This is a genomic window from Methylobacterium sp. 4-46 (assembly GCF_000019365.1).
Taxonomy (GTDB): Bacteria; Pseudomonadota; Alphaproteobacteria; order Rhizobiales; family Beijerinckiaceae; genus Methylobacterium.
On the sequence record NC_010511.1, the window covers coordinates 618,040 to 636,219 of the forward strand.

Annotated in this window: 16 protein-coding genes; 5 read left to right on the forward strand and 11 right to left on the reverse strand. The window is 72.0% G+C overall.

Translation table 11 applies throughout. The features are described from left to right. Window positions 1–12 precede the first annotated feature (12 nt). From arsB to M446_RS02555, 3 genes are all read right to left on the reverse strand, one after another. Entirely contained in the window at window positions 13–1,068 is a 1,056-nt protein-coding gene (gene arsB, locus M446_RS02545) for an ACR3 family arsenite efflux transporter (protein WP_012330500.1), read from the reverse strand. Window positions 1,069–1,075: 7 nt separating this feature from the next. Continuing rightward, window positions 1,076–1,501 carry an arsenate reductase (glutaredoxin) gene (gene arsC / locus M446_RS02550; RefSeq protein ID WP_012330501.1) on the reverse strand — a complete coding sequence of 142 codons (426 nt, stop codon included), beginning with the start codon at window positions 1,499–1,501 and terminating at the stop codon, window positions 1,076–1,078. Window positions 1,502–1,616: 115 nt separating this feature from the next. After that, window positions 1,617–1,976 (reverse strand): ArsR/SmtB family transcription factor, encoded by a 360-nt coding sequence (locus M446_RS02555; protein WP_012330502.1) that lies wholly within the window; start codon window positions 1,974–1,976, stop codon window positions 1,617–1,619. Window positions 1,977–2,026: 50 nt separating this feature from the next. Here M446_RS02555 and arsH point away from each other — a divergent pair, with 50 nt between their 5' ends. From arsH to M446_RS02570, 3 genes are all read left to right on the forward strand, one after another. Continuing rightward, window positions 2,027–2,770: an arsenical resistance protein ArsH gene (gene arsH, locus M446_RS02560; protein ID WP_012330503.1), complete on the forward strand. Its 744-nt coding sequence runs from the start codon at window positions 2,027–2,029 to the stop codon at window positions 2,768–2,770. A 392-nt stretch (window positions 2,771–3,162) separates the two neighbouring features. Then, entirely contained in the window at window positions 3,163–4,146 is a 984-nt protein-coding gene (locus tag M446_RS02565) for a DctP family TRAP transporter solute-binding subunit (protein ID WP_043700748.1), read from the forward strand. Window positions 4,147–4,159: 13 nt separating this feature from the next. Further along, complete coding sequence (locus tag M446_RS02570; RefSeq protein ID WP_012330505.1) at window positions 4,160–6,151, forward strand: methyl-accepting chemotaxis protein; 1,992 nt, start codon at window positions 4,160–4,162, stop codon at window positions 6,149–6,151. A gap of 117 nt (window positions 6,152–6,268) precedes the next feature. Here M446_RS02570 and M446_RS02575 read toward each other — a convergent pair whose 3' ends face one another. The 5 genes from M446_RS02575 to M446_RS02595 form a co-directional block, all read right to left on the reverse strand. Beyond that, window positions 6,269–6,706 (reverse strand): DUF692 family multinuclear iron-containing protein, encoded by a 438-nt coding sequence (locus M446_RS02575; RefSeq protein WP_018262740.1) that lies wholly within the window; start codon window positions 6,704–6,706, stop codon window positions 6,269–6,271. A gap of 67 nt (window positions 6,707–6,773) precedes the next feature. Then, a complete protein-coding gene (locus M446_RS02580) occupies window positions 6,774–8,717 on the reverse strand; it encodes an adenylate/guanylate cyclase domain-containing protein (protein WP_012330506.1) in 1,944 nt (647 codons plus the stop codon). Window positions 8,718–8,972: 255 nt separating this feature from the next. Beyond that, window positions 8,973–10,376 carry an MFS transporter gene (locus tag M446_RS02585; RefSeq protein WP_012330507.1) on the reverse strand — a complete coding sequence of 468 codons (1,404 nt, stop codon included), beginning with the start codon at window positions 10,374–10,376 and terminating at the stop codon, window positions 8,973–8,975. A gap of 79 nt (window positions 10,377–10,455) precedes the next feature. Further along, window positions 10,456–11,976, reverse strand: coding sequence for an aldehyde dehydrogenase (locus tag M446_RS02590; protein WP_012330508.1), 1,521 nt, complete (start codon window positions 11,974–11,976; stop codon window positions 10,456–10,458). A gap of 19 nt (window positions 11,977–11,995) precedes the next feature. Beyond that, the gene (locus tag M446_RS02595; protein ID WP_043700749.1) at window positions 11,996–12,628 is read right to left on the reverse strand and encodes a GntR family transcriptional regulator; all 633 of its coding nucleotides are present in this window, start codon (window positions 12,626–12,628) and stop codon (window positions 11,996–11,998) included. 138 nt (window positions 12,629–12,766) lie between these two features. Between M446_RS02595 and M446_RS02600 the strand changes: the two genes are divergently transcribed. Continuing rightward, window positions 12,767–13,561: an alpha/beta fold hydrolase gene (locus M446_RS02600; RefSeq protein ID WP_012330510.1), complete on the forward strand. Its 795-nt coding sequence runs from the start codon at window positions 12,767–12,769 to the stop codon at window positions 13,559–13,561. 7 nt (window positions 13,562–13,568) lie between these two features. Here M446_RS02600 and M446_RS38690 read toward each other — a convergent pair whose 3' ends face one another. Continuing rightward, window positions 13,569–13,727 carry a hypothetical protein gene (locus M446_RS38690; protein ID WP_236728811.1) on the reverse strand — a complete coding sequence of 53 codons (159 nt, stop codon included), beginning with the start codon at window positions 13,725–13,727 and terminating at the stop codon, window positions 13,569–13,571. A gap of 263 nt (window positions 13,728–13,990) precedes the next feature. Here M446_RS38690 and M446_RS02610 point away from each other — a divergent pair, with 263 nt between their 5' ends. Next, window positions 13,991–15,259 (forward strand): adenylate/guanylate cyclase domain-containing protein, encoded by a 1,269-nt coding sequence (locus M446_RS02610; RefSeq protein WP_012330512.1) that lies wholly within the window; start codon window positions 13,991–13,993, stop codon window positions 15,257–15,259. A gap of 327 nt (window positions 15,260–15,586) precedes the next feature. On the opposite strand, the gene M446_RS02615 is transcribed toward M446_RS02610, so the two are convergent. Both M446_RS02615 and M446_RS02620 read right to left on the reverse strand, forming a co-directional pair. Continuing rightward, window positions 15,587–17,515 (reverse strand): adenylate/guanylate cyclase domain-containing protein, encoded by a 1,929-nt coding sequence (locus M446_RS02615; RefSeq protein WP_012330513.1) that lies wholly within the window; start codon window positions 17,513–17,515, stop codon window positions 15,587–15,589. 326 nt (window positions 17,516–17,841) lie between these two features. Further along, on the reverse strand, window positions 17,842–18,039 hold the full coding sequence (locus M446_RS02620; protein WP_018262736.1) for a hypothetical protein: 198 nt from the start codon (window positions 18,037–18,039) through the stop codon (window positions 17,842–17,844). Window positions 18,040–18,180 lie beyond the last annotated feature (141 nt).

An 18,180-nucleotide genomic window follows, 5' to 3' on the forward strand; every position in this document is an offset into this window, starting at 1 on the left:
ATCCGCCGCGGCTCACCCCTCCTGGGGCGCGAGCCGCGCCCGCGCCGCCCCGCGCTCGTACCAGTCCTTGGAGCGGTTCACGATCCGGACCACGCTGAGCATGACCGGGACCTCGATCAGCACGCCCACCACCGTGGCGAGCGCCGCGCCCGACTCGAACCCGAACAGCGAGATGGCCGCCGCCACCGCGAGTTCGAAGAAGTTGGAGGCCCCGATCAGCGCGGAGGGGCCGGCGACGCAGTGCTGCTCCCCGGCGAGCCGGTTCAGGAGGTAGGCGAGCCCGCTGTTCAGGTAGACCTGGATCAGGATGGGGACCGCCAGGAGCGCGATCACGGCCGGCTGGGCCAGGATCTGCTCGCCCTGGAAGCCGAACAGCAGGACGAGGGTCGCCAGCAGCGCCGCCAGCGAGGCCGGCCCCAGCCGCGCCAGGAGGCGGTCGAGGGCGGGCTGGCCGCCCGCGGCGAGCAGGCTGCGCCGGGCCGCCTGCGCGACCACGACCGGGATGACGATGTAGAGCACGACCGAGAGGACCAGCGTGCCCCACGGGACCGTGATGGCCGAGAGCCCGAGCAGCAGCCCGACGATGGGCGCGAAGGCCACCACCATGATGCCGTCGTTGAGCGCCACCTGGCTCAGCGTGAAGTGCGGCTCGCCCCGCGTGAGGTTCGACCACACGAACACCATCGCGGTGCAGGGCGCCGCGGCCAGGATGATCAGCCCGGCGACGTAGCCGTCGATCTGGTCGGCCGGCAGCAGCGGCCGGAACAGGTGGCCGATGAACAGCCAGCCCAGCGCCGCCATCGAGAACGGCTTCACGGCCCAGTTGACCAGGAGCGTCACGCCGATGCCGCGCCAGTGCCGCCCGACGTGGCGCAGCGCGGCGAAGTCGATCTTGAGCAGCATGGGCACGACCATGAGCCAGATCAGCCCCGCCACCGGCAGGTTGACCTTGGCGATCTCGGCCGCGCCGACGGCGCGGAAGACGCCCGGCACGGCGTGGCCGAGCGCGACGCCGACGACGATGCAGAGGGCGACCCAGAGGGTCAGGTAGCGTTCGAAGGTGCCCACGGTGTCCTCAGGCGGTGGCGACGCGGCGGCCGCTCTCGTCGACGACGCGCTCGCCGTCCTCCTTCACGAACTCGCCCTGCTGCGCCGGCAGCAGGTCCAGCACCGCCTCGGAGGGGCGGCACAGGCGCACGCCCAGGGGAGACACGACGATCGGCCGGTTGAGCAGGATCGGGTGCGCGGCGATCGCGTCGAGGAGCTGGTCCTCGCTCAGCGACGGGTCGCCGAGCCCGAGCTCCGCGTAGGGCGTGCCCTTCTCCCGCAGCAGGTCGCGCACGGTGACGCCGGCGCGCCGGGCGAGGGCGCGCACCATGGCGCGGCTCGGCGGCGTCTTCAGGGACTCGACGACGTGCGGCTCGATGCCGGCGTTGCGGATCATCGCCAGGGCGTTGCGCGACGTCCCGCAGGCGGGATTGTGGTAGATGACGACGTCCATCAGGCGACCTCCGGCCGGGGTGGGATGGGGCGCGGAGCCTCCGCGCCGTGCGGCGGGCGGGCGGCCGGACCTGCCCGGCATGCCCGGCCGCGGAAGAGGCAGGCCGCCCGCGCGCTCACGCACGGGACACCGTCTCCTGCGGCCCGCAGCAGGCCGCGAGCGCGGTGACGGCCGGGGCGCAGACCTCCGGGCGTCCGCCGCAGCAATCCCTCATCAGGAACTCGATCAGGCCCGAGAGCGCCCCGTAATCGGCGCTGTAGATGATCGAGCGGCCCTCGCGCCGGGACTGGACCAGGCCCGCATGCGCCAGTTCCTTGAGGTGGAAGGACAGGTTGGAGACGGCCACGCCGACCTCGGCCGCCAGGCTGCCCGCCGCCATGCCGTCGGGACCGGCCGCCACGAGGCGGCGCACGCTCCGCAGCCGGTGCGCCTGCGCGAGGGCCGCGAAGGCGGCGAGGGCTTGCCGTTCGTCCATCGACGATCCAATAATTCTACTCTTGTTGAAACGTACGAGACTCTGCGCCCGTGGACAAGCCCCTTCAGCCCTTCGCCGACGGCCTCCCGAACCTCGCCGAGGCCCATTTCGCGGTGCCGAGCCCGGCGGCGCTGGAGCCCGGCCGGCACCTGACGCACGCGCCGCGCTTCCTGATCCTGTACGGCTCCCTGCGCGAGCGCTCGTTCAGCCGCCTCCTCGCCTACGAGGCGGCCCGGCTCCTGGAGCGGATGGGCGGGGAGGTGCGGATCTACCACGCGCACGGCCTGCCCCTGCCGGACGACGCGCCGGCCGATCACCCCAAGGTGCAGGAACTGCGGGCGCTCTCGCTCTGGTCGGAGGGGCAGGTCTGGGTGAGCCCGGAGCGGCACGGCGCCCTGACCGGCGTGATGAAGAGCCAGATCGACTGGCTGCCCCTGGCCGAGGGGGCGCTGCGCCCGACCCAGGGGCGCACCCTCGCCGTCATGCAGGTCTCGGGCGGGTCGCAATCCTTCAACGCCGTCAACGCCCTGCGCGTGCTCGGGCGCTGGATGCGGATGATCACCATCCCCAACCAGTCCTCGGTGCCGATGGCCTACCGGGAATTCGACGAGGCGGGGCGGATGCGGCCCGGCCCGCTCTACGACCGGGTCGTCGACGTCTGCGAGGAACTGGTCAAGTTCACCCTCCTGACCCGCGATCGGGCCGAGTACCTCGTCGACCGCTACAGCGAGCGCAAGGAGCGCGCCCCCGAGCGGCTGCGGGCGGTCGAGGCGGAGATCGGGACGGGGCGCTGAGGCCCCGCCGCGGCGGCCGGCCTCCCGGGGCCGCCGCCCGATCCCGGGCGAGACCGCCCCGCGCGCGGTCCAGGACGCGGACCGGGACACGCGCACCGGCGGTCATGTCCCGTGGCCGTCGGTTCCGTTCCCGCAGGGTCGTCAGGCCATCGGCGCGTGTCGGCCCTGCGAGAGGCTCAACGGCCCGATGCCGCGGCATCCCGCGCCCTCGGCACGAGCGCGCGGCCCTCGGCGCCTGCCCGAGGGCTCCGATCCGGCCGGGTTCTCCGCGGCGCGCCGGAACCAGATCTGCCCCTACGTTACTAGTTGATGGACGATGTCCGCGCGCATTTCATCAATTCATTAAAACCTTCTCGCGTAATTCGGACCCATACGGCACGTGAGATCCGATAATGCGAAGGCAATTGCGAGCGGCGCTGGCCGTCCTCGGGCTCTGCTCCGCGGTGGTGGGCGGTCGCGCCGAGGCTCAGGAGCGCGTTCTGCGCCTGGGCTACCTGTTCTCCCAGGCGTCCCAGCTCGGCGCCGGCGCGCAGCGCTTCGCCGAGGAGGTCGCCAAGCGGACCGGCAACGGCACCCGCGTCGAGCTCTACCCGAACGGCAGCGTCGGCGGCGAGGTCGAGATGGTCGAGGAGCTGCGGCTCGGCCATCTCGACATGGCCTTCCTGACCAGCGCGCCCTTCGCCAGCCTCATCCCGGAATTCGGCGTCTTCGACATCCCGTTCCTGTTCCGGGACGCGCGCCACGCCCAGGCGGTGCTCGACGGGCCGATCGGCCAGGGCTACCTGCGCAAGTTCCAGCAGAAGGGCATCCTGGCGCTCGCCTGGGGCGAGAACGGGATGCGCCACATCACGAACGGCAAGCGGCCCGTCACCGGCCCGGAGGATCTCCAGGGTCTCTCGATGCGGGTCCCGCAATCCGACGTGATGCTGGCGGGCTTCCGCGCCCTCGGCGTCAAGGCGGAGCCCCTCGCCTTCCCGGCCCTCTACGGGGCGCTGCAATCGGGCCGGTTCGACGGGCAGGAGAACCCGATCGCCGTGATCACGGCCTCGCATTTCGAGCGGGTGCAGACGCACCTGACGCTGAGCGGGCACATCTATTCCTGGGCCGCCATCCTGATCGCCAAGCCCGCCTGGGAGGGCCTGAGCCCGAGCGAGCAGCGGGCCTTCGCGGAGGCGGCCCGCGCGGGCGGCGAGGTCTCCCGCGAGGTGGCCGGGCGGGCCGAGAAGGAGGGCGTCGAGGCCCTGCGCCGCGCCGGCATGGCGGTCGTGGCCTCGGTCGACCGCGCGGCCTTCGCGCGGCGCCTCGAGGCCACGAACGCGGAATTCGGCCGCCGCTTCGGCGCCGACCTCATCCAGCAGATCAAGTCCGTCCCCTGACCGCGAGCCCCCCATGCCCACCCTTGGTCTCGACCGGCTGTCGGTCGCGCAGCGCATCCTGGCCGGCTTCGGCGTCGTGCTGCTCCTCCTCGGCGCCTCGGCCCTGCTCACCTTCCGCAACGCGAGCGTCCTCACCGCGGAGGTCGCCCGGGCGGGCGAGCGCGTCGAGGCGGCCGAGAGCGCCAGCGAGTTCGAGCGCTTCCTGAACGGCGTGCGCCGGCTCGTCCTCAACTACATGCGCACCGAGCAGGGCGAGATGCTCGTCGAGCTCAAGGCCGGGCTCGCCAAGCTCGCCGCCGAGAGCGAGCGCATGGCGCGGTCCGGCGGGGCCGAGGCGGGCCCGCTCGCCGCGCACGCGAAGGATTACGCCGCCCAGGCCGAGACGCTCGTGGCGGCGATGCAGGCGCGCAAGGCCGCCCTCGGCGAGGTGGTGAAGCTCGGCGCGGCGCTGTCCAACGCCGGCTACGCGATCGCCGCGCGCGCCGCCCGCGAGCCCGACCTCGCCGCCGCGTCCTTCCGGGCCGACCGGGCGCTGCAGAGCGCCATCGCGGCCGCCATCCTGTTCCGCAGCAGCGGCAACCCGGCCGATGCCGACACGGCCGGCGTCGAGCTGGCGCGCTACGGCCGCGAGATCGACGCGCTCGCGCGGGGCGACGAGGGCGGCACGCTGCAGGCCTCTCTCAAGGTGGTGGCCGCGAAGCTGCCCCCCTTCAAGGCCGCCCTCGGCAGCAGCCTCGACGGGGCGGGCAGCGTCGAGCAGGCCTACCAGGTGCTGAAGCGGACGGGCGACGCGCTCATCGGGCTCGGCAGCGCGACGCGGGCGCAGGCGGTGCGCGAGCAGCAGCACCTGATGGGCCAGGTCGCGGCGGACGCGGCCGAGCTGCGCCTCATGGTGCTGGCGATCGGCGCGGCGGCCGTGATCCTCGGCGGCGTCCTGGCGTGGCGGGTCGGGCGGGGCGTCGCGCGGCCCCTCGCGGCGATGACCGGGGCGATGCAGCGCCTCGCTTCGGGCGACTACGCGGTCGTCGTGCCGGCCCTCGCCCGGCGGGACGAGATCGGCGCGATGGCGCGCGCCGTGCAGGTGTTCCGGGAGGCGCTGGTCGCCAAGCAGGAGGCCGACGCGCGGGCCGCCCGGGAGGCCGACGCGACGATGCGGCGCGCCGACCTCCTCGACCGCGTCACCCGGCACTTCGAGCAGAACGTGTCGCTGCTGACCCAGGGCCTCGCCGGCGCCGCGACCGAGATGGAGGCGACGGCGCGCGCGATGAGCGCCACGGCCGACCAGACCGCGCAGCAATCGGCGGCCGCGATGGGCGCGGCCGCGCGGACGGCGGGCAACGTCCAGACCGTCGCGGCCGCGAGCGAGGAGATGTCCGCCTCGATCCGCGAGATCGGCCAGCAGGTCGGGCAGTCGGCCCGCATCGCCCACCGGGCCGCCGAGGAGGCGAACCGCACCGACGTCCTGGTCGGGCAGCTCGCCGCCGCGGCCGAGCGGATCGACGCGATCGTCGGCATGATCGGCCAGATCGCCGGGCAGACCAACCTTCTGGCGCTCAACGCGACGATCGAGGCCGCCCGCGCCGGCGAGGCCGGCCGCGGCTTCGCCGTGGTCGCGAGCGAGGTCAAGGCCCTGGCGAGCCAGACGACGCGCGCGACCGAGGAGATCGCGGGCCAGATCCGGGCGATCCAGGACGCCACGCACGAATCCGTGGACGCGATCCGGAGCATCGGCCGCACGATCACCGAGATGGCCGGGGTCGCCGGCGCCATCGCGGCGGCCATGGAGGAGCAGGGCGCGGTGACGCAGGACATCGCCCGCACCGTGCAGGAGGCGGCGCGCGGCACCGGGCAGGTCACCGACGGCATCGCGGGGGTCCGCGACGCGGCGGGCTCGACCGGCGCCGCCGCCACCCAGGTGCTCGGCGCGGCCCAGGAGCTGGCCCAGCACTCGGAGCGCCTCACCCAGGAGGTCGGCGCCTTCCTGTCCGCCGTGAAGGCCGCCTGAGCCGGCGGCCACCCGGCTCCCGGGATCGCGGGTCCCGGGGGATGCGAGCGGGGCGCTCCGGCCCTCGCCGACCGGGAGCGCGGCCGACGGCGCTCCGGCCGGACCGCGGCCCGTCCGTCAGGCCGCGGCGCGCGCCACGGTCACCCGGGCCCGGGCGACCTCGGCGATCAGGCCCTCCGGGTCCGAGAAGTCGAGGTCCCGCTCCAGGAGCACCGCCCGGACCGGAGCCCGCGCCGCGAGGGCGGCGAGGAGTTCCCAGCTCACCTCCGAGACCGGCGCGCCGTGCGTGTCGATCAGCCGGCCGCCCTCCCGCGCGCCGCCGGCGAGGTGGACCTGCACGACCCGGTCGAGGGGCAGCGCGGCGAGGAAGGCCCGCGCGTCGAAGCCGTGGTTGGCCGCGTTGACCTCGACGTTGGTGACGTCGAGGCGCAGGCCGCAGCCCGTCGCCCCGGTCAGCCGGTGCAGGAATTCCGGCTCGCTCATAGTGGCGCCGGGAATCGCGAAGTCCGCCGTGATGGTCTCCGGGAGCAGCGGCCTCTCCAGGCCGTCCTGCACGATGCGGACGTCAAGCGCCGCGCGGGCTCCGGGATCCGGGATCCGCTCCGATCAACCGGATCCCGGATCAGGCGTCCGGGAGGCCCGCCTTCCTGAGCCCTTCGGTGATGCGGCGGTACTCGTCGAGGAAGGTCGGGTCGTCCGACCAATCCGCCTTCGCCCATTTCTCGACCGTGTAGCCGGGCATGAGCTTCAGGAGCTCGGCCACCGCGTGCCCGGCCTCGCTCGCGCGCCCCTTCCACGCGTAGGCCGCCGCCAGGTCGATGTAGGTCTGCCAGAACGGCCCGTCCGCGATGGCCTGGTTGCAGGTGGTGATGGCCTCGTCCCAGCGGGCGAGATGCGCGTTGGCGTGACAGATGAAGTACTTCCAGATCTTGGCGGCCGGGTCGCGGGGACTCAGCCGCAGCGCCTTCTCGGTGTAGGCGAACGACTCGGCGGACTTCCCGGACAGGATCTTGACATTTCCGATCGTCGCGTAACCCTGCGCGAAGTTCTTGTCCAGCTCGACCGACTTCAAGTAGAGCGGAAGGGCGGCATCGAAATTCTTGCGATACTTGTAGATTTCCGCCTTGACGTAGAACGCCATGGGGTCGTTCGCGTGCTCGGCGAGGTAGGCCGTGACGATGCGGTCGGCCTCGGCGATCTCGGCGGCGGGATCCGGGCTCCAGCGCGAGATGACGCGCGAGCTCATCGCCCGGGCGAGCCCGAGCTTGGCGAAGCCGTTGGTCGGGTCGCGGCGCAGCGCCTGCTCGAAGAAGGCCACCGCCTCGCCGAGGCTCTCCCGGCTGCGCGGCTTGTTGACCGCGGCCCAGCCCCGCATCGCGAGATCCGCCGCGTCGGGATTGTCGGGCCGCTCGCGCAGGGACCGCTGGCTCTCGGCCTGGATGAGCTGGATGTCGAGGGAGCGGGCGAGGCGTCCCACGAACTCGGCCTGCAGCTCTCCGAGGCGCGCGCGCTCGCCCTCGAAGCGGTCCGCCCAGAGATGCGCCCCGGTCTCGGCGGAGATCAGCTGCGCGTTCACCACCACCCGCTCGCCCGTCCGGCGCACGCTGCCCTCCAGCGCGTAGCGCACGCCGAGGTCGCGCCCGACCTGCTTCACGTCGGTGGGTTTGCCCTTGTAGGTGAAGGCGGTGTTGCGGGCGATGACGAAGCTGCCGGCGAGGTGGGAGAGGTCCGTCGTGAGATCCTCGGTGATCCCGTCGGCGAAGAAGTCCTGCTCGGGGTCGTTGCTCAGATTGGCGAAGGGCAGCACCACGATCGACAGGCGCGGTCGCGGGGCCGGCTCGCTCTCCCGCGTCGCGGTCGCCGGCGGGCCCGGCGCGGGCGCCCGCGCCGGGCCCGTCCGGTACGACCAGCCGAGGGCGCCCGCGGCGAGCAGCGACAGCACGCCCCCGGCGAGCAGGACCGCCCTGAGCGGCCTCCGCCGCGGGGCGGGGTCGGCCTCGTCGGGCCGCTCCTCGCCCTCGGCCAGGCCCGGGATCGCGGCCGCCGGCAGGGCGTAGACGCCGACCGGCCGGGCGATGTTCCTGAGTTCCTGCTCGCCGCGATCCTCGAACGGGTAGCGCAGCTTGTCGCGCACCTGGTCGTGGACGCTGCGCGAGATGCAGATCCCGCCGGGCTCAGCGAGCGGCTCCAGCCGCGCCGCGACGTTGACGCCGTCGCCGTAGAGGTCGCCGTCCGGTTCCGCGACCACGTCCCCGAGGTTGATGCCGACCCGCAGGCGCAGGGCCCGCTCCTGCGCCTCGCCGGCGCCGCGCAGCGCCATGGCCTTCTGGATGGCGACGGCGCAGGCGACGGCCCGCACCGGGCTCGGAAATTCGGCGATCAGGCCGTCGCCGGTCGACTTCACGATGCGGCCGCGTGCAGACAAGATCGCGGGATCGACCAGTTCGCGGCGCAGGGCCTTCAGCCGACGCAGCGTCCCGGCCTCGTCGAGGCCGATGAGACGACTGTAACCGACGACGTCGACAACCAGAATGGCCGCGAGCCGGCGCTCGACGAGCTTGTCCATTGGGCCCTCCCTGGCACTCACTATAGCGAAGGGGAGCGGCCGTGTTGAGGATCGCGCGGGGACGGGGCGGGCCCCGCCGCCTCGGCGCGACGCGCTCCCCGTCCGGGCGGGGCATCGGGTCCCGGATCCGGGGGCGGTCGCGGGGTCCTCGGGGCCGCGCCGCGCCTCGGCGGAATGGCCCGATGCACCTCTGCCGAGGGTCCCGGCCCCGCGTCATCGGCGCCGCCCAGCGGTGGCCCCTTCGGCGAATGAGGCTCAGGCCAGGCCGCGCTGCACCGTGCGGACCGGCTCCTCCTGCACCCCGCCGAGGTCGCGCGGCTTCATCTCCTCCAGGCTCTGCTGGCGCGGCTCGACGCCGAGGGCCAGCACCGTGACGATCTGAACGGCGAGGAGCCCGATCATCAGCGCCATCACGCCGCCGATCCCGTAGGTCTGGAACAGCGAGACCACGATGAAGGGCGTCACGATGGTCGCGCCGCGGCCGAAGGTGTTGCACAGGCCCGAGGCGCGCAGGCGCACCTCCGTGGGGAAGAGTTCGGGGATGTAGATCCCGAACAGGAGCGCGACGAGGACGTAGATCGGCACCGTGAGGCCGAAGCCGACGAGCGGCAGCAGCACGGGGTCGGTGGTGAGCGGGTAGAGGAGGCCGAACAGGATCGCCGCCGCCGAGGCGCCCGCGATGGTGGGCTTGCGGCCCCAGCGGTCGGCCGTGAGGGCGCCGATCGCGCTGCCGATCGGGGCGCCGAGCCCCATCAGCAGCGAGTAGCCGAACGAGGTCGCCACGCTCAGGCCCTGCTTGATGAAGAAGGTCGGCAGCCAGGTCACGAAGCCGTACAGCAGGGTGTTGATCACGATCAGGCACAGGCAGCCGACGATCACCCGCCCGAGGAGCGGCGGCCGGAACAGGGTCGCGAAGGCGGCCTTGGGCGCGGGCGGGCCGAGCGGCGCCGGCGGCGGCAGCGCGCCGCCGCGCGCGGCCTCCCGCTCGATCTCGCGCAGGAGCGCGTCGGCCTCCTCGGTCCGGCCCACGGCCTCGAGCCAGCGCGGCGATTCCGGCAGGCGCTTGCGGAGGTACCAGACGCCCAGGGCGCCGAGGCCGCCGAGGACGAACATCGCCCGCCAGCCAAGCAGCGGGATCACCACGTAGCCGGCGAGCGAGGCGACCGGCAGGCCGGTCACCACGAAGACCGCCATCAGCCCGAGCCAGCGCCCCCGCGAGCGGGCCGGCACGAACTCCGTCATGGTCGAGTAGCCGACCACGTTCTCGGCCCCGAGCCCCACCCCCATGATGAAGCGCAGGACGATCAGCACGGTCATGGAGGGCGCGAAGGCCGCCGCGATGGCGGCGAGGCCGAAGATCAGCAGGTTCGCCTGGTAGGTGAAGCGCCGGCCGTAGCGGTCGCCCAGGAAGCCGGTCAGGAACGAGCCGGCCATCATCCCGACGAAGGTCGACGAGACGAACAGGGCGTTCTCCGGCAGGGTCGAGAACCCGCTCTTCAGCGTCGCGCCGAGCACGGTCCCGGCGATGTAGATGTCGAAGCCGTCGAAGAACATCCCGATCCCGATCAGCCACATGATCCGGTAGTGGAACGGGCCGATCGGCAGCCGGTCGAGCCGGCCTCCCGCGTTGACGGGGGCAGTCGTGGCGTCTGGTCTCATGGCGTTTCCTCGGGGTGATGCGGGCGATGCGGAGGGCCCCGTCTGACGCGGTGTGCCGGCCCTCCGAGGGCGCGTGGGATCAGTTGAGGCGGCGCTGGCCCGCCGTGTCGCGGTACCAGTCGAACGGGGCATCGTGCGTCGCCACCATGATGCTCTTGACGTTGAAGTGGTCGTCGAAGCTCTCGGCGCCGCACTCGCGGCCGAGCCCGCTGTCGTCGACGCCGCCCCAGGGCGAGGCCGGGTCGAGGCGGTGGTGGTCGTTGATCCAGACGATCCCGGCCTTCACGGCGGCGGCGACCCGGTGGGCGCGGGCGACGTCGCGGGTGCGCACGGCCGCCGCGAGGCCGAAGGGCGAGTCGTTGGCGAGCCGCAGGGCCTCGGCCTCGTCCCGGAACGGCGTGACGCTGGTGAAGGGGCCGAACACCTCCTCCTGGAAGATCCGCATCTCGGCGCGGACATCCGCGAAGACGGTCGGCTCGACGAAGTAGCCCTCCTCGAAGCCCGGGATGCGCGCCGCGCGGCCGCCCGCCACCGCCCGCGCGCCCTCGTCGCGGCCGTGGGCCGCGTAGGTGAGCACGCGGTCGCGCTGCTTCTGCGAGATCACCGGCCCGAGCTGCGTCGCCGGGTCGAAGGGATCGCCGATGCGGATGCTCTTCGCCTTGGCGGCGAGCTTCTCCACGAACGCGTCGTAGATCGTGTCCTGGACGAGGTGGCGGCTGGCGCAGACGCAGGTCTGCCCGGCCCCGATGAAGGCCCCGAAGGCGGCGTAGTTGACCGCCTGGTCGAGGTCGAAATCGTCGAAGACCATGACCGGGGTCTTGCCGCCGAGCTCCATGGTCTGGTGGGCGAAGACGCGCGCGGCGGCGCTGCCGGCGATGCGCCCCGCCTCGGTGCCGCCGGTGAGGACGAGCTTGTTGATGTCGCGGTGCTCGGCGAGGGAGCGGCCGGTCGTGGGGCCGAGGCCCAGCACGATGTTGAACACGCCGTTCGGCAGCCCGGCCTCGGTGAAGATCTGGGCGAGCTTCAGGGTGGTGAGCGGGGTGTACTCGGACGGCTTGACCACCGTGGTGCAGCCCGTGGCCAGCACGGCGGCGAGCGACTTGCACAGGATCATCAGCGGATGATTGAAGGGCGTGCAGTTCGCCACGACGCCGATCGGCGTGCGCCGCGTGTAGTTGAGGTAGCTGCCCTCGACCGGGATCACCGCGTCGCGGCGCGAGAGGGCAAGGCCCGCGAAGTAGCGGAAGAAGTCCGGCAGGCGCGAGAGCTGCGCCCGGGTCTCGTTCACCGGGCGGCCGTTGTTGAGCGTCTCCAGCCGGTAGAGCGTGTCGAGATTGGCCTCGAAGGCGTCGGCGAGGCGGTTCACCAGCTTGGCGCGGGCGCGGGTATCCAGGCCGCCCCATTCCCGGGACTCGAAGGCCGCGCGCGCGCTGCGCATCGCCCGGTCGACGTCGGCCTCGGTCGAGTTCGGGATCCGGGCGATGACGGCCCCCGTCGCCGGGTTGCGCACGTCGATCAGCGTGCCGTCGCCGGCCTCGATCTCGCGGCCATCGACGAAGTTGCCGCGCGTCTCGACGGCGAGGTCTGGTCTCGACACCATGTTCAAGAAGGTCTCTCCCTCAGAGGATGACGGCGCTTCGCTCGAGCGCCGGGATGATGCGCCGCTCCGCCCGGGCGACGTGGTCCCGCACCCGGCGCCGCGCGGCCCGCGCGTCGCGCCGCTGCACGGCGTCGATGATCCCCGCGTGCTCGGCGATGAGCTGGGCCGGATCGCGCCCCCGGATGGTGGCGAGGCTCACCCGCACGAGCCGGTCGGCCTGCTCGATCAGGTCGCGGGTCACCGCCGCCATGCGGCGGTTGCCGGACGCCTCGGCGAGCGCCGTGTGGAAGGCGCGGTTGTAGGCGATGAAGTCGCCGCCCTCCGGCAGCTCCCGGAAGGCGTCGAGGCCGGCCAGCACGGCGGGCGGCGCGGACTCGGCCGCCTCCCCCGCGCAGGCCGGCTCGACCACCAGGCGGAACTGCAGCAGGTCGCGGGCGTCCGCGACCGAGATCGGGTTCACCTGATATCCCTGGCGCGGGTGAACCGTGACGAGCCGCTCCCGCTCGAGGCGCAGCAGCGCCTCGCGCACCGGCTGACGGCTGACCTCGAAGCGCTCGGCCAGCTCCTGCTCCCGCACCTCCGCCCCGGGCGGCACGCGGCAGGTGAGGATCTCGGCCCGGATGGCCTCGTAGATGGTGTCGCGGAGCAGCACGATCGTGACCCGTTCAGGTTGCCTCAACATCGCAGTCGTGAAATATCACGTCAACGGCTTTCGCGCGGTTCCCTCCCGGGGGCGGCGGGCCGGACGAGGGCGGCCGAGGGGTTCGGCGCGCGGTGCGGGAGGCGGACGATGCGGGTGACGCTGGCGGGCGGGATTTCGGCGGAGGTTCTGGGGGACGGGACGCCGCTCGTCCTGCTGCACTCGCTCCTGTCGGACCGGGCGAGCTTCGACCGCGTCCGGGAGCCCCTCGCCGCGCGGTTCCGGGTGGTGGTTCCCGACCTGCCGGGCTTCGGCGGATCGCGGCCCGCGGCCGGCGGCCTCGCCGCCGTGGCGGACCGGGTGGCCGAGGCCGTCCGGGACCTCGGCGGGGCGGCGCCGATCCTGCTCGGGAACGGTTACGGCGGCTTCGTGGCCCTGCAGCTGGCGATCCGTCATCCGGGCCTCGCGGGAAGGCTGGTGCTCGCCGATTGCGGCGCCTGCTTCCCGGAGCCGGGCCGCCAGGCCTTCCGGACCATGGCGGCCGTGGCGGCCGAGAAGGGGCTCGCGGCCCTCACCGACACGGCGATGCGCCGGCTGTTCGCGCCCGCCTTCCAGGCCGCGAACGAGGCGCTGATGGCGGAGCGGCGCGCCGCCTTCCTGCGCACCGACCCGGCGGTGTTCCGGGCCGCCTGCGAGGCGCTGGCCGGCCTCGACCTGCGCCCGGACCTCGCGGGCGTGACGGTGCCGGCCCTGGTGCTGGTCGGCGAGGAGGACGAGGCGACCCCGCCCGCCATGGCGCGCGACCTCGCCCGCGGGCTGCCGGACGCGCGACTGGCGATCCTGCCGGGCTGCGCGCATGTTCCGCCGCTGCAGGACCCGGCGCTGTTCCTGGCGGCCGTGACGCCGTTCCTGGAGGAGAGCCCGGCGGGGTCCCGGGCCGCCTGAGGGCGCGTCAGCCCACGCCCGCCAGCCCCTCGACCGCCGTCCCGGGCATCGGCACCGCGACGCCGCGCGGCACGGCCGGTTCGCGGGAGTGCCAGCCGGCCTTGGAGCGGGCGCGCCGCCGGCTCGGCTCGGCCAGGGCCGGGTTGGTGTCGGCGACGCGGGTCACGGGCAGGCCCGCCCCGGCGGGCTTGGCCAGCCGGAGCGGGCTCTCACGCGCACGGGCGCGCTCCCGTCCGACCGCCGAAGCGGCCACTCCGCCCCGGGCCCGCGTCGGCCCCTGCTCGGACGTCGGGGGACCCGTCACCGGGCCTGCGGACGAATCCGCGCGTCTTTCAGTGTCTTGCCGCTCCTCAAGTCGCCGTCCTCCATCCACGATCACACACCCATCCGGTGGTCCGATGCCGATCGCATTCAAAGGAGACGGTCGTGATGAGCAGAGATGCGCCGTCCAGATCATCGTTGTTATCGCAGTTTCCTGCGAAGCTCCGCCTGGAGAAATTCGACGATTGCATCGAAGCTGACTTCAAGGAGGAGGTTCGCAAGCAGTGCATCGATTCCGTCAAGCTCGTCCTGCCCGTCACGGTCGTGCTCCACCTGCTGATGCCGGTCGGTGCGACGTACGTGTTTCCTCATCCCCAGGTCATCATCACGTACCATTTTTTCATCGCATTGAGCTGCGTGGCAGGTGTCATGATGCTGCGCTGGAAGACGTATCGGAAACACATCCTCAATCTAGGCATTCTGGTCTGGTTCGCCTGCGCATCCGCCGCGGTGTTGGCGCTCATATATACAGAAAATGGGATCTATTATTATATCGGCGCGATCATATTCACCACATTTTACGCCGGCGGCTTCATCAGGACAACTTTCGATCGCGCATCGATCTGCTGTATTTTGGTTTTTACGTGCAGCAACGCCGGACTCTTCCTCAAGTCTTTTGACACGAAAGCGTTCGTCTATGTTAATTCCTTCCTGCTCTACACGATTTTCATTACGTTGGCGACCTGCTTCTTCGTTGAAAAGACGGAGAGGCAGAAATTCAAACTTGAAAGAGAATTGAGGAGCGAGCGCGACAGGATCGACAGGATCCTGCGGGATATTCTCCCCATGCAGATCTACGACCGCATCAAGGGCGGAGAGAACCATATCGCCGACCTGAATGATCATGTGACCATCAGCTTTTGCGACATCGTGGGTTTCACTCATCTGGCTTCCCGGACGTCGCCGCACGACGTGATCAGGCTGTTGAACGATCTCTTTTCGCAACTCGACGACATCGCGGCCAAGCACGGCATCGAGAAGATCAAGACGATCGGCGACGCCTACATGGCGGCGGCCGGCGTCGGGGACGCGATCCACAAGGACGCGCACGCCGTTGCCGGCTTCGCACTCGACGCGCGCCGCGCCGTCCTGGAGACGGGAGAGCGGCACGGCGCGGCGATCCAGATGCGGTTCGGCATCGCCACCGGCCAGGTCATCAGCGGAGTCATCGGCGTGACACGGCCCGTCTTCGACGTCTGGGGGTCGACCGTCAATCTCGCCAGCCGGCTGGAAACCGCCTCGCCGCCCGGGGCCATCACGCTCGACGCGCGCACCGCCGAGCTGCTCGACCGCCGCTTCCGGGTCCGCCCGAGCGGATGCATCGCCCTGAAGGGCATCGGGGCCGTCGCGACGTTCCAGCTCGTGCATTCGAACTGAGGCGCCCCGCTCGGGATCGCCCCCGCGCGCCGAGCGGCGCGATCCGCCTCCGCCGCGAGGGGGGACGGGACGCCGCTCCCGAGAGGCCGCGGCCCGCCGCGGCGGCCCACCTGCGGGCGGGACTCATCCGCCATCCGGTTGATGGCTTCGCCATCTCCGATGTCGGCCATGCGGATGTCGGCTTCGCTCAGGCGCCGCGCGGGCTTGGCATACGCCATCCGGGTGATGGCTTCGCCACCTCCCATTTCGGCCATGCGGATGTCGGCGTCGCTCGGGCGCCGCGCGGGCTCGTGATCCGGGAGCCGCTTCGATCAAGCCGATCCCGGATCAGTTCTCCGGGAGGCCGGCCTTCCGCAAGCCCTCGACGACGTACTGGTACTCCTCGAGGAAGACCGGGTTGTCGGACCAGCCCGCATTCGCCCATTTCTGAACCGTGTAGCCGGGCATGAGCTTCAGGATCTCCGCGACCGCGGCCCTCGCCTCGGCCTGCCGCCCCTGCCACGCGTAGGCGGCCGCGAGATCGATGGAGGACAGCCAGTAGGGTGAGAGGGCGACCGACTTGTTGCACCAGGTGATCGCCTCGTCCCAGTGCCGCTGATGCGTATGCGCGTGGCAGACGAAGTAGTACCAGACGTTCAACAGAGGGTCGCGCGGACTGAGGCGGATGGCCTGCAGCTCGCTGGAGATCGCCTCGCTCGCCTTGCCCGTCAGCGTCGAGACGTGCCCCTTCAGCGCCTGCGCCATCGCGTAGTTCCGATTGCCGGCGATCGCGGCCTCGTACATCGAGCGGGCGGAGTCGAACTGACGCCGCGCCCGGAAGACGTCGCCCTTGACCACCAGGGCGACGGCGTCGCCGGGGTAGCTCGCCAGGTACTTGTCGATCAGGTCCTCGGCGTCCTTGATGTCCTTGTCCTTGTCGCGGCTCCACGACATCGACGGCTTGGTGATGAGGGCGCGCGACAGGCCCAGGATGGCGCGGGGAAGGGTGGGATCGAGCGCCAGGGCCCGCTCGAAGTAATCCTGCGCCTCGTTGTTGCTCGCCAGGGAGCGCGGCTTGTTCAGCGCCGCCCAGCCCCGCATCGCCAGGTCGGACGCGCCCGGGTCGGTCGGACGTTCCCGCAACGAGCGCAGGCTCTCGGCCTGCGTCAGCTGGACGTCGAGGGAGCGCGCGAGGCGGGCGACGAACTCCACCTGGAGGTCGCCGAGGCGGCCCCGCTCACCGTCGAAGCGGTCGGCCCAGAGATGGGCACCCGTCTCGGCCGAGATCAGCTGCGCGTTGAGCACGACATTCTCGCCGGTCCGGCGCACGCTGCCTTCGAGCACGTAGCGGACCCCCAGGTCCCGCCCGATCTGCTTCACGTCGACGGGCTTGCCCTTGTAGGTGAAGGCGGTGTTGCGGGCGATGACGAAGCTGTCCGCGAGGTGCGAGACGTCGGTCGTGAGGTCCTCCGTGATGGCGTCCGCGAAGAAATCCTGCTCCGGATCGTTGCTGAGATTCGTGAAGGGCAGCACGACGAGGGACAGGCGCGGCGCCGGATTGACGGCCGCGGCGGCAGGGAGGGCGCCCGGGTTCGGCACGGGTGGCCGCGCCGGCGCCGAGAGCCACCATCCGAGCCCGCCGGCCGCGAGCAGGGCGACGAGGCCGGAGGCGAGCGCGACCCGCCTCAGCGGCCGCTCGGCCCGCCCGGGTCCCGGCTCCTCATCGGTCTCGGGAAGCGACGGGATGACGGCCGCCGGCAGCGCGAACACGCCCAGGGGCCGGGCGATGTTCCTGAGTTCCTGCTCGCCGCGATCCTCGAACGGGTAGCGCAGCTTGTCGCGCACCTGGTCGTGGACGCTGCGCGAGATGCAGATCCCGCCGGGCTCCGCGAGCGGCTCCAGCCGCGCCGCGACGTTGACGCCGTCGCCGTAGAGGTCGCCGTCCGGCTCCGCGACCACGTCCCCGACATTGATGCCGATCCGCAGCCGGAAGACGCGGTCCTCGGGCGTGCCGGCGTCGCGCGTCAGCATCCCCTTCTGGATGGCGACCGCGCAGGAGACGGCCCTGAGCGGGCTGGGGAACTCGACGACCAGACCGTCGCCGGTCGTCTTGACGATGCGCCCGCCCGCGGCTGCGATGCGCGGATCGACCAGTTCGCGGCGCAGGGCCTTCAGCCGACGCAACGTGCCGGCCTCGTCCGCCCCCATCAGGCGGCTGTAGCCCACGATGTCCGCGACCAGGATAGCGGCAAGTCGACGATTGAGCGCCTTGTCCATATGGTTCCCCCCTGCGCCCTCCTATAGCCAGCAGGGTTCGATCTGTTGAGGACCGAGAGGTCGCACTCCCGGAGCGATTTGGCGGGACTTGATGCAAGCGCGCCTTGGTGCCGGCAGAGTTTGGCGCCCAATGAGCATGATCCCGGACCACGCGGCGGCGCTCGCGACGCGGCGCGGGTGGCGAGCGACGCGGGAGCGGTCCCGCCGACGCGCACGGGGACGGGCAGCGCCGTTCGCGCGCGGGGCGCCCTCCCCGTGGGCCCGATCGGCCGGAATTCGCGGGCCGATCTCCGGCCCGGCCGGTCCGAGACGGCGCCGCGCGGGCCTCAGCCGAGGGCCGCCAGCAGCAGGGCCGTGCGGATCGCGCTGCGGCGCGCCGGCTCGGTCGCGCGGCGGTCATGGGCGACGAGATGCGCCCAGCCGTGCGACAGAACCGCAGCGTCGATGTCGAGCATCACGCCGTCGGCGATCACGCGCGGCCCAGGTTTCGTGTCCGCCAGATAGCCGGAGATGGCTTGGTTCAACTGCTCGTCCGAGACGATCCTCGCCCGGTAGAGCTCACCCAGAGTGCCGCAACCAGTCCACATCGCACTCGAACCGCTCTGCTGAGAGTTGCGCGGACGTGAAAGGTAAAGACAGCAGCGGACGTGATCATCGTCTGTTTG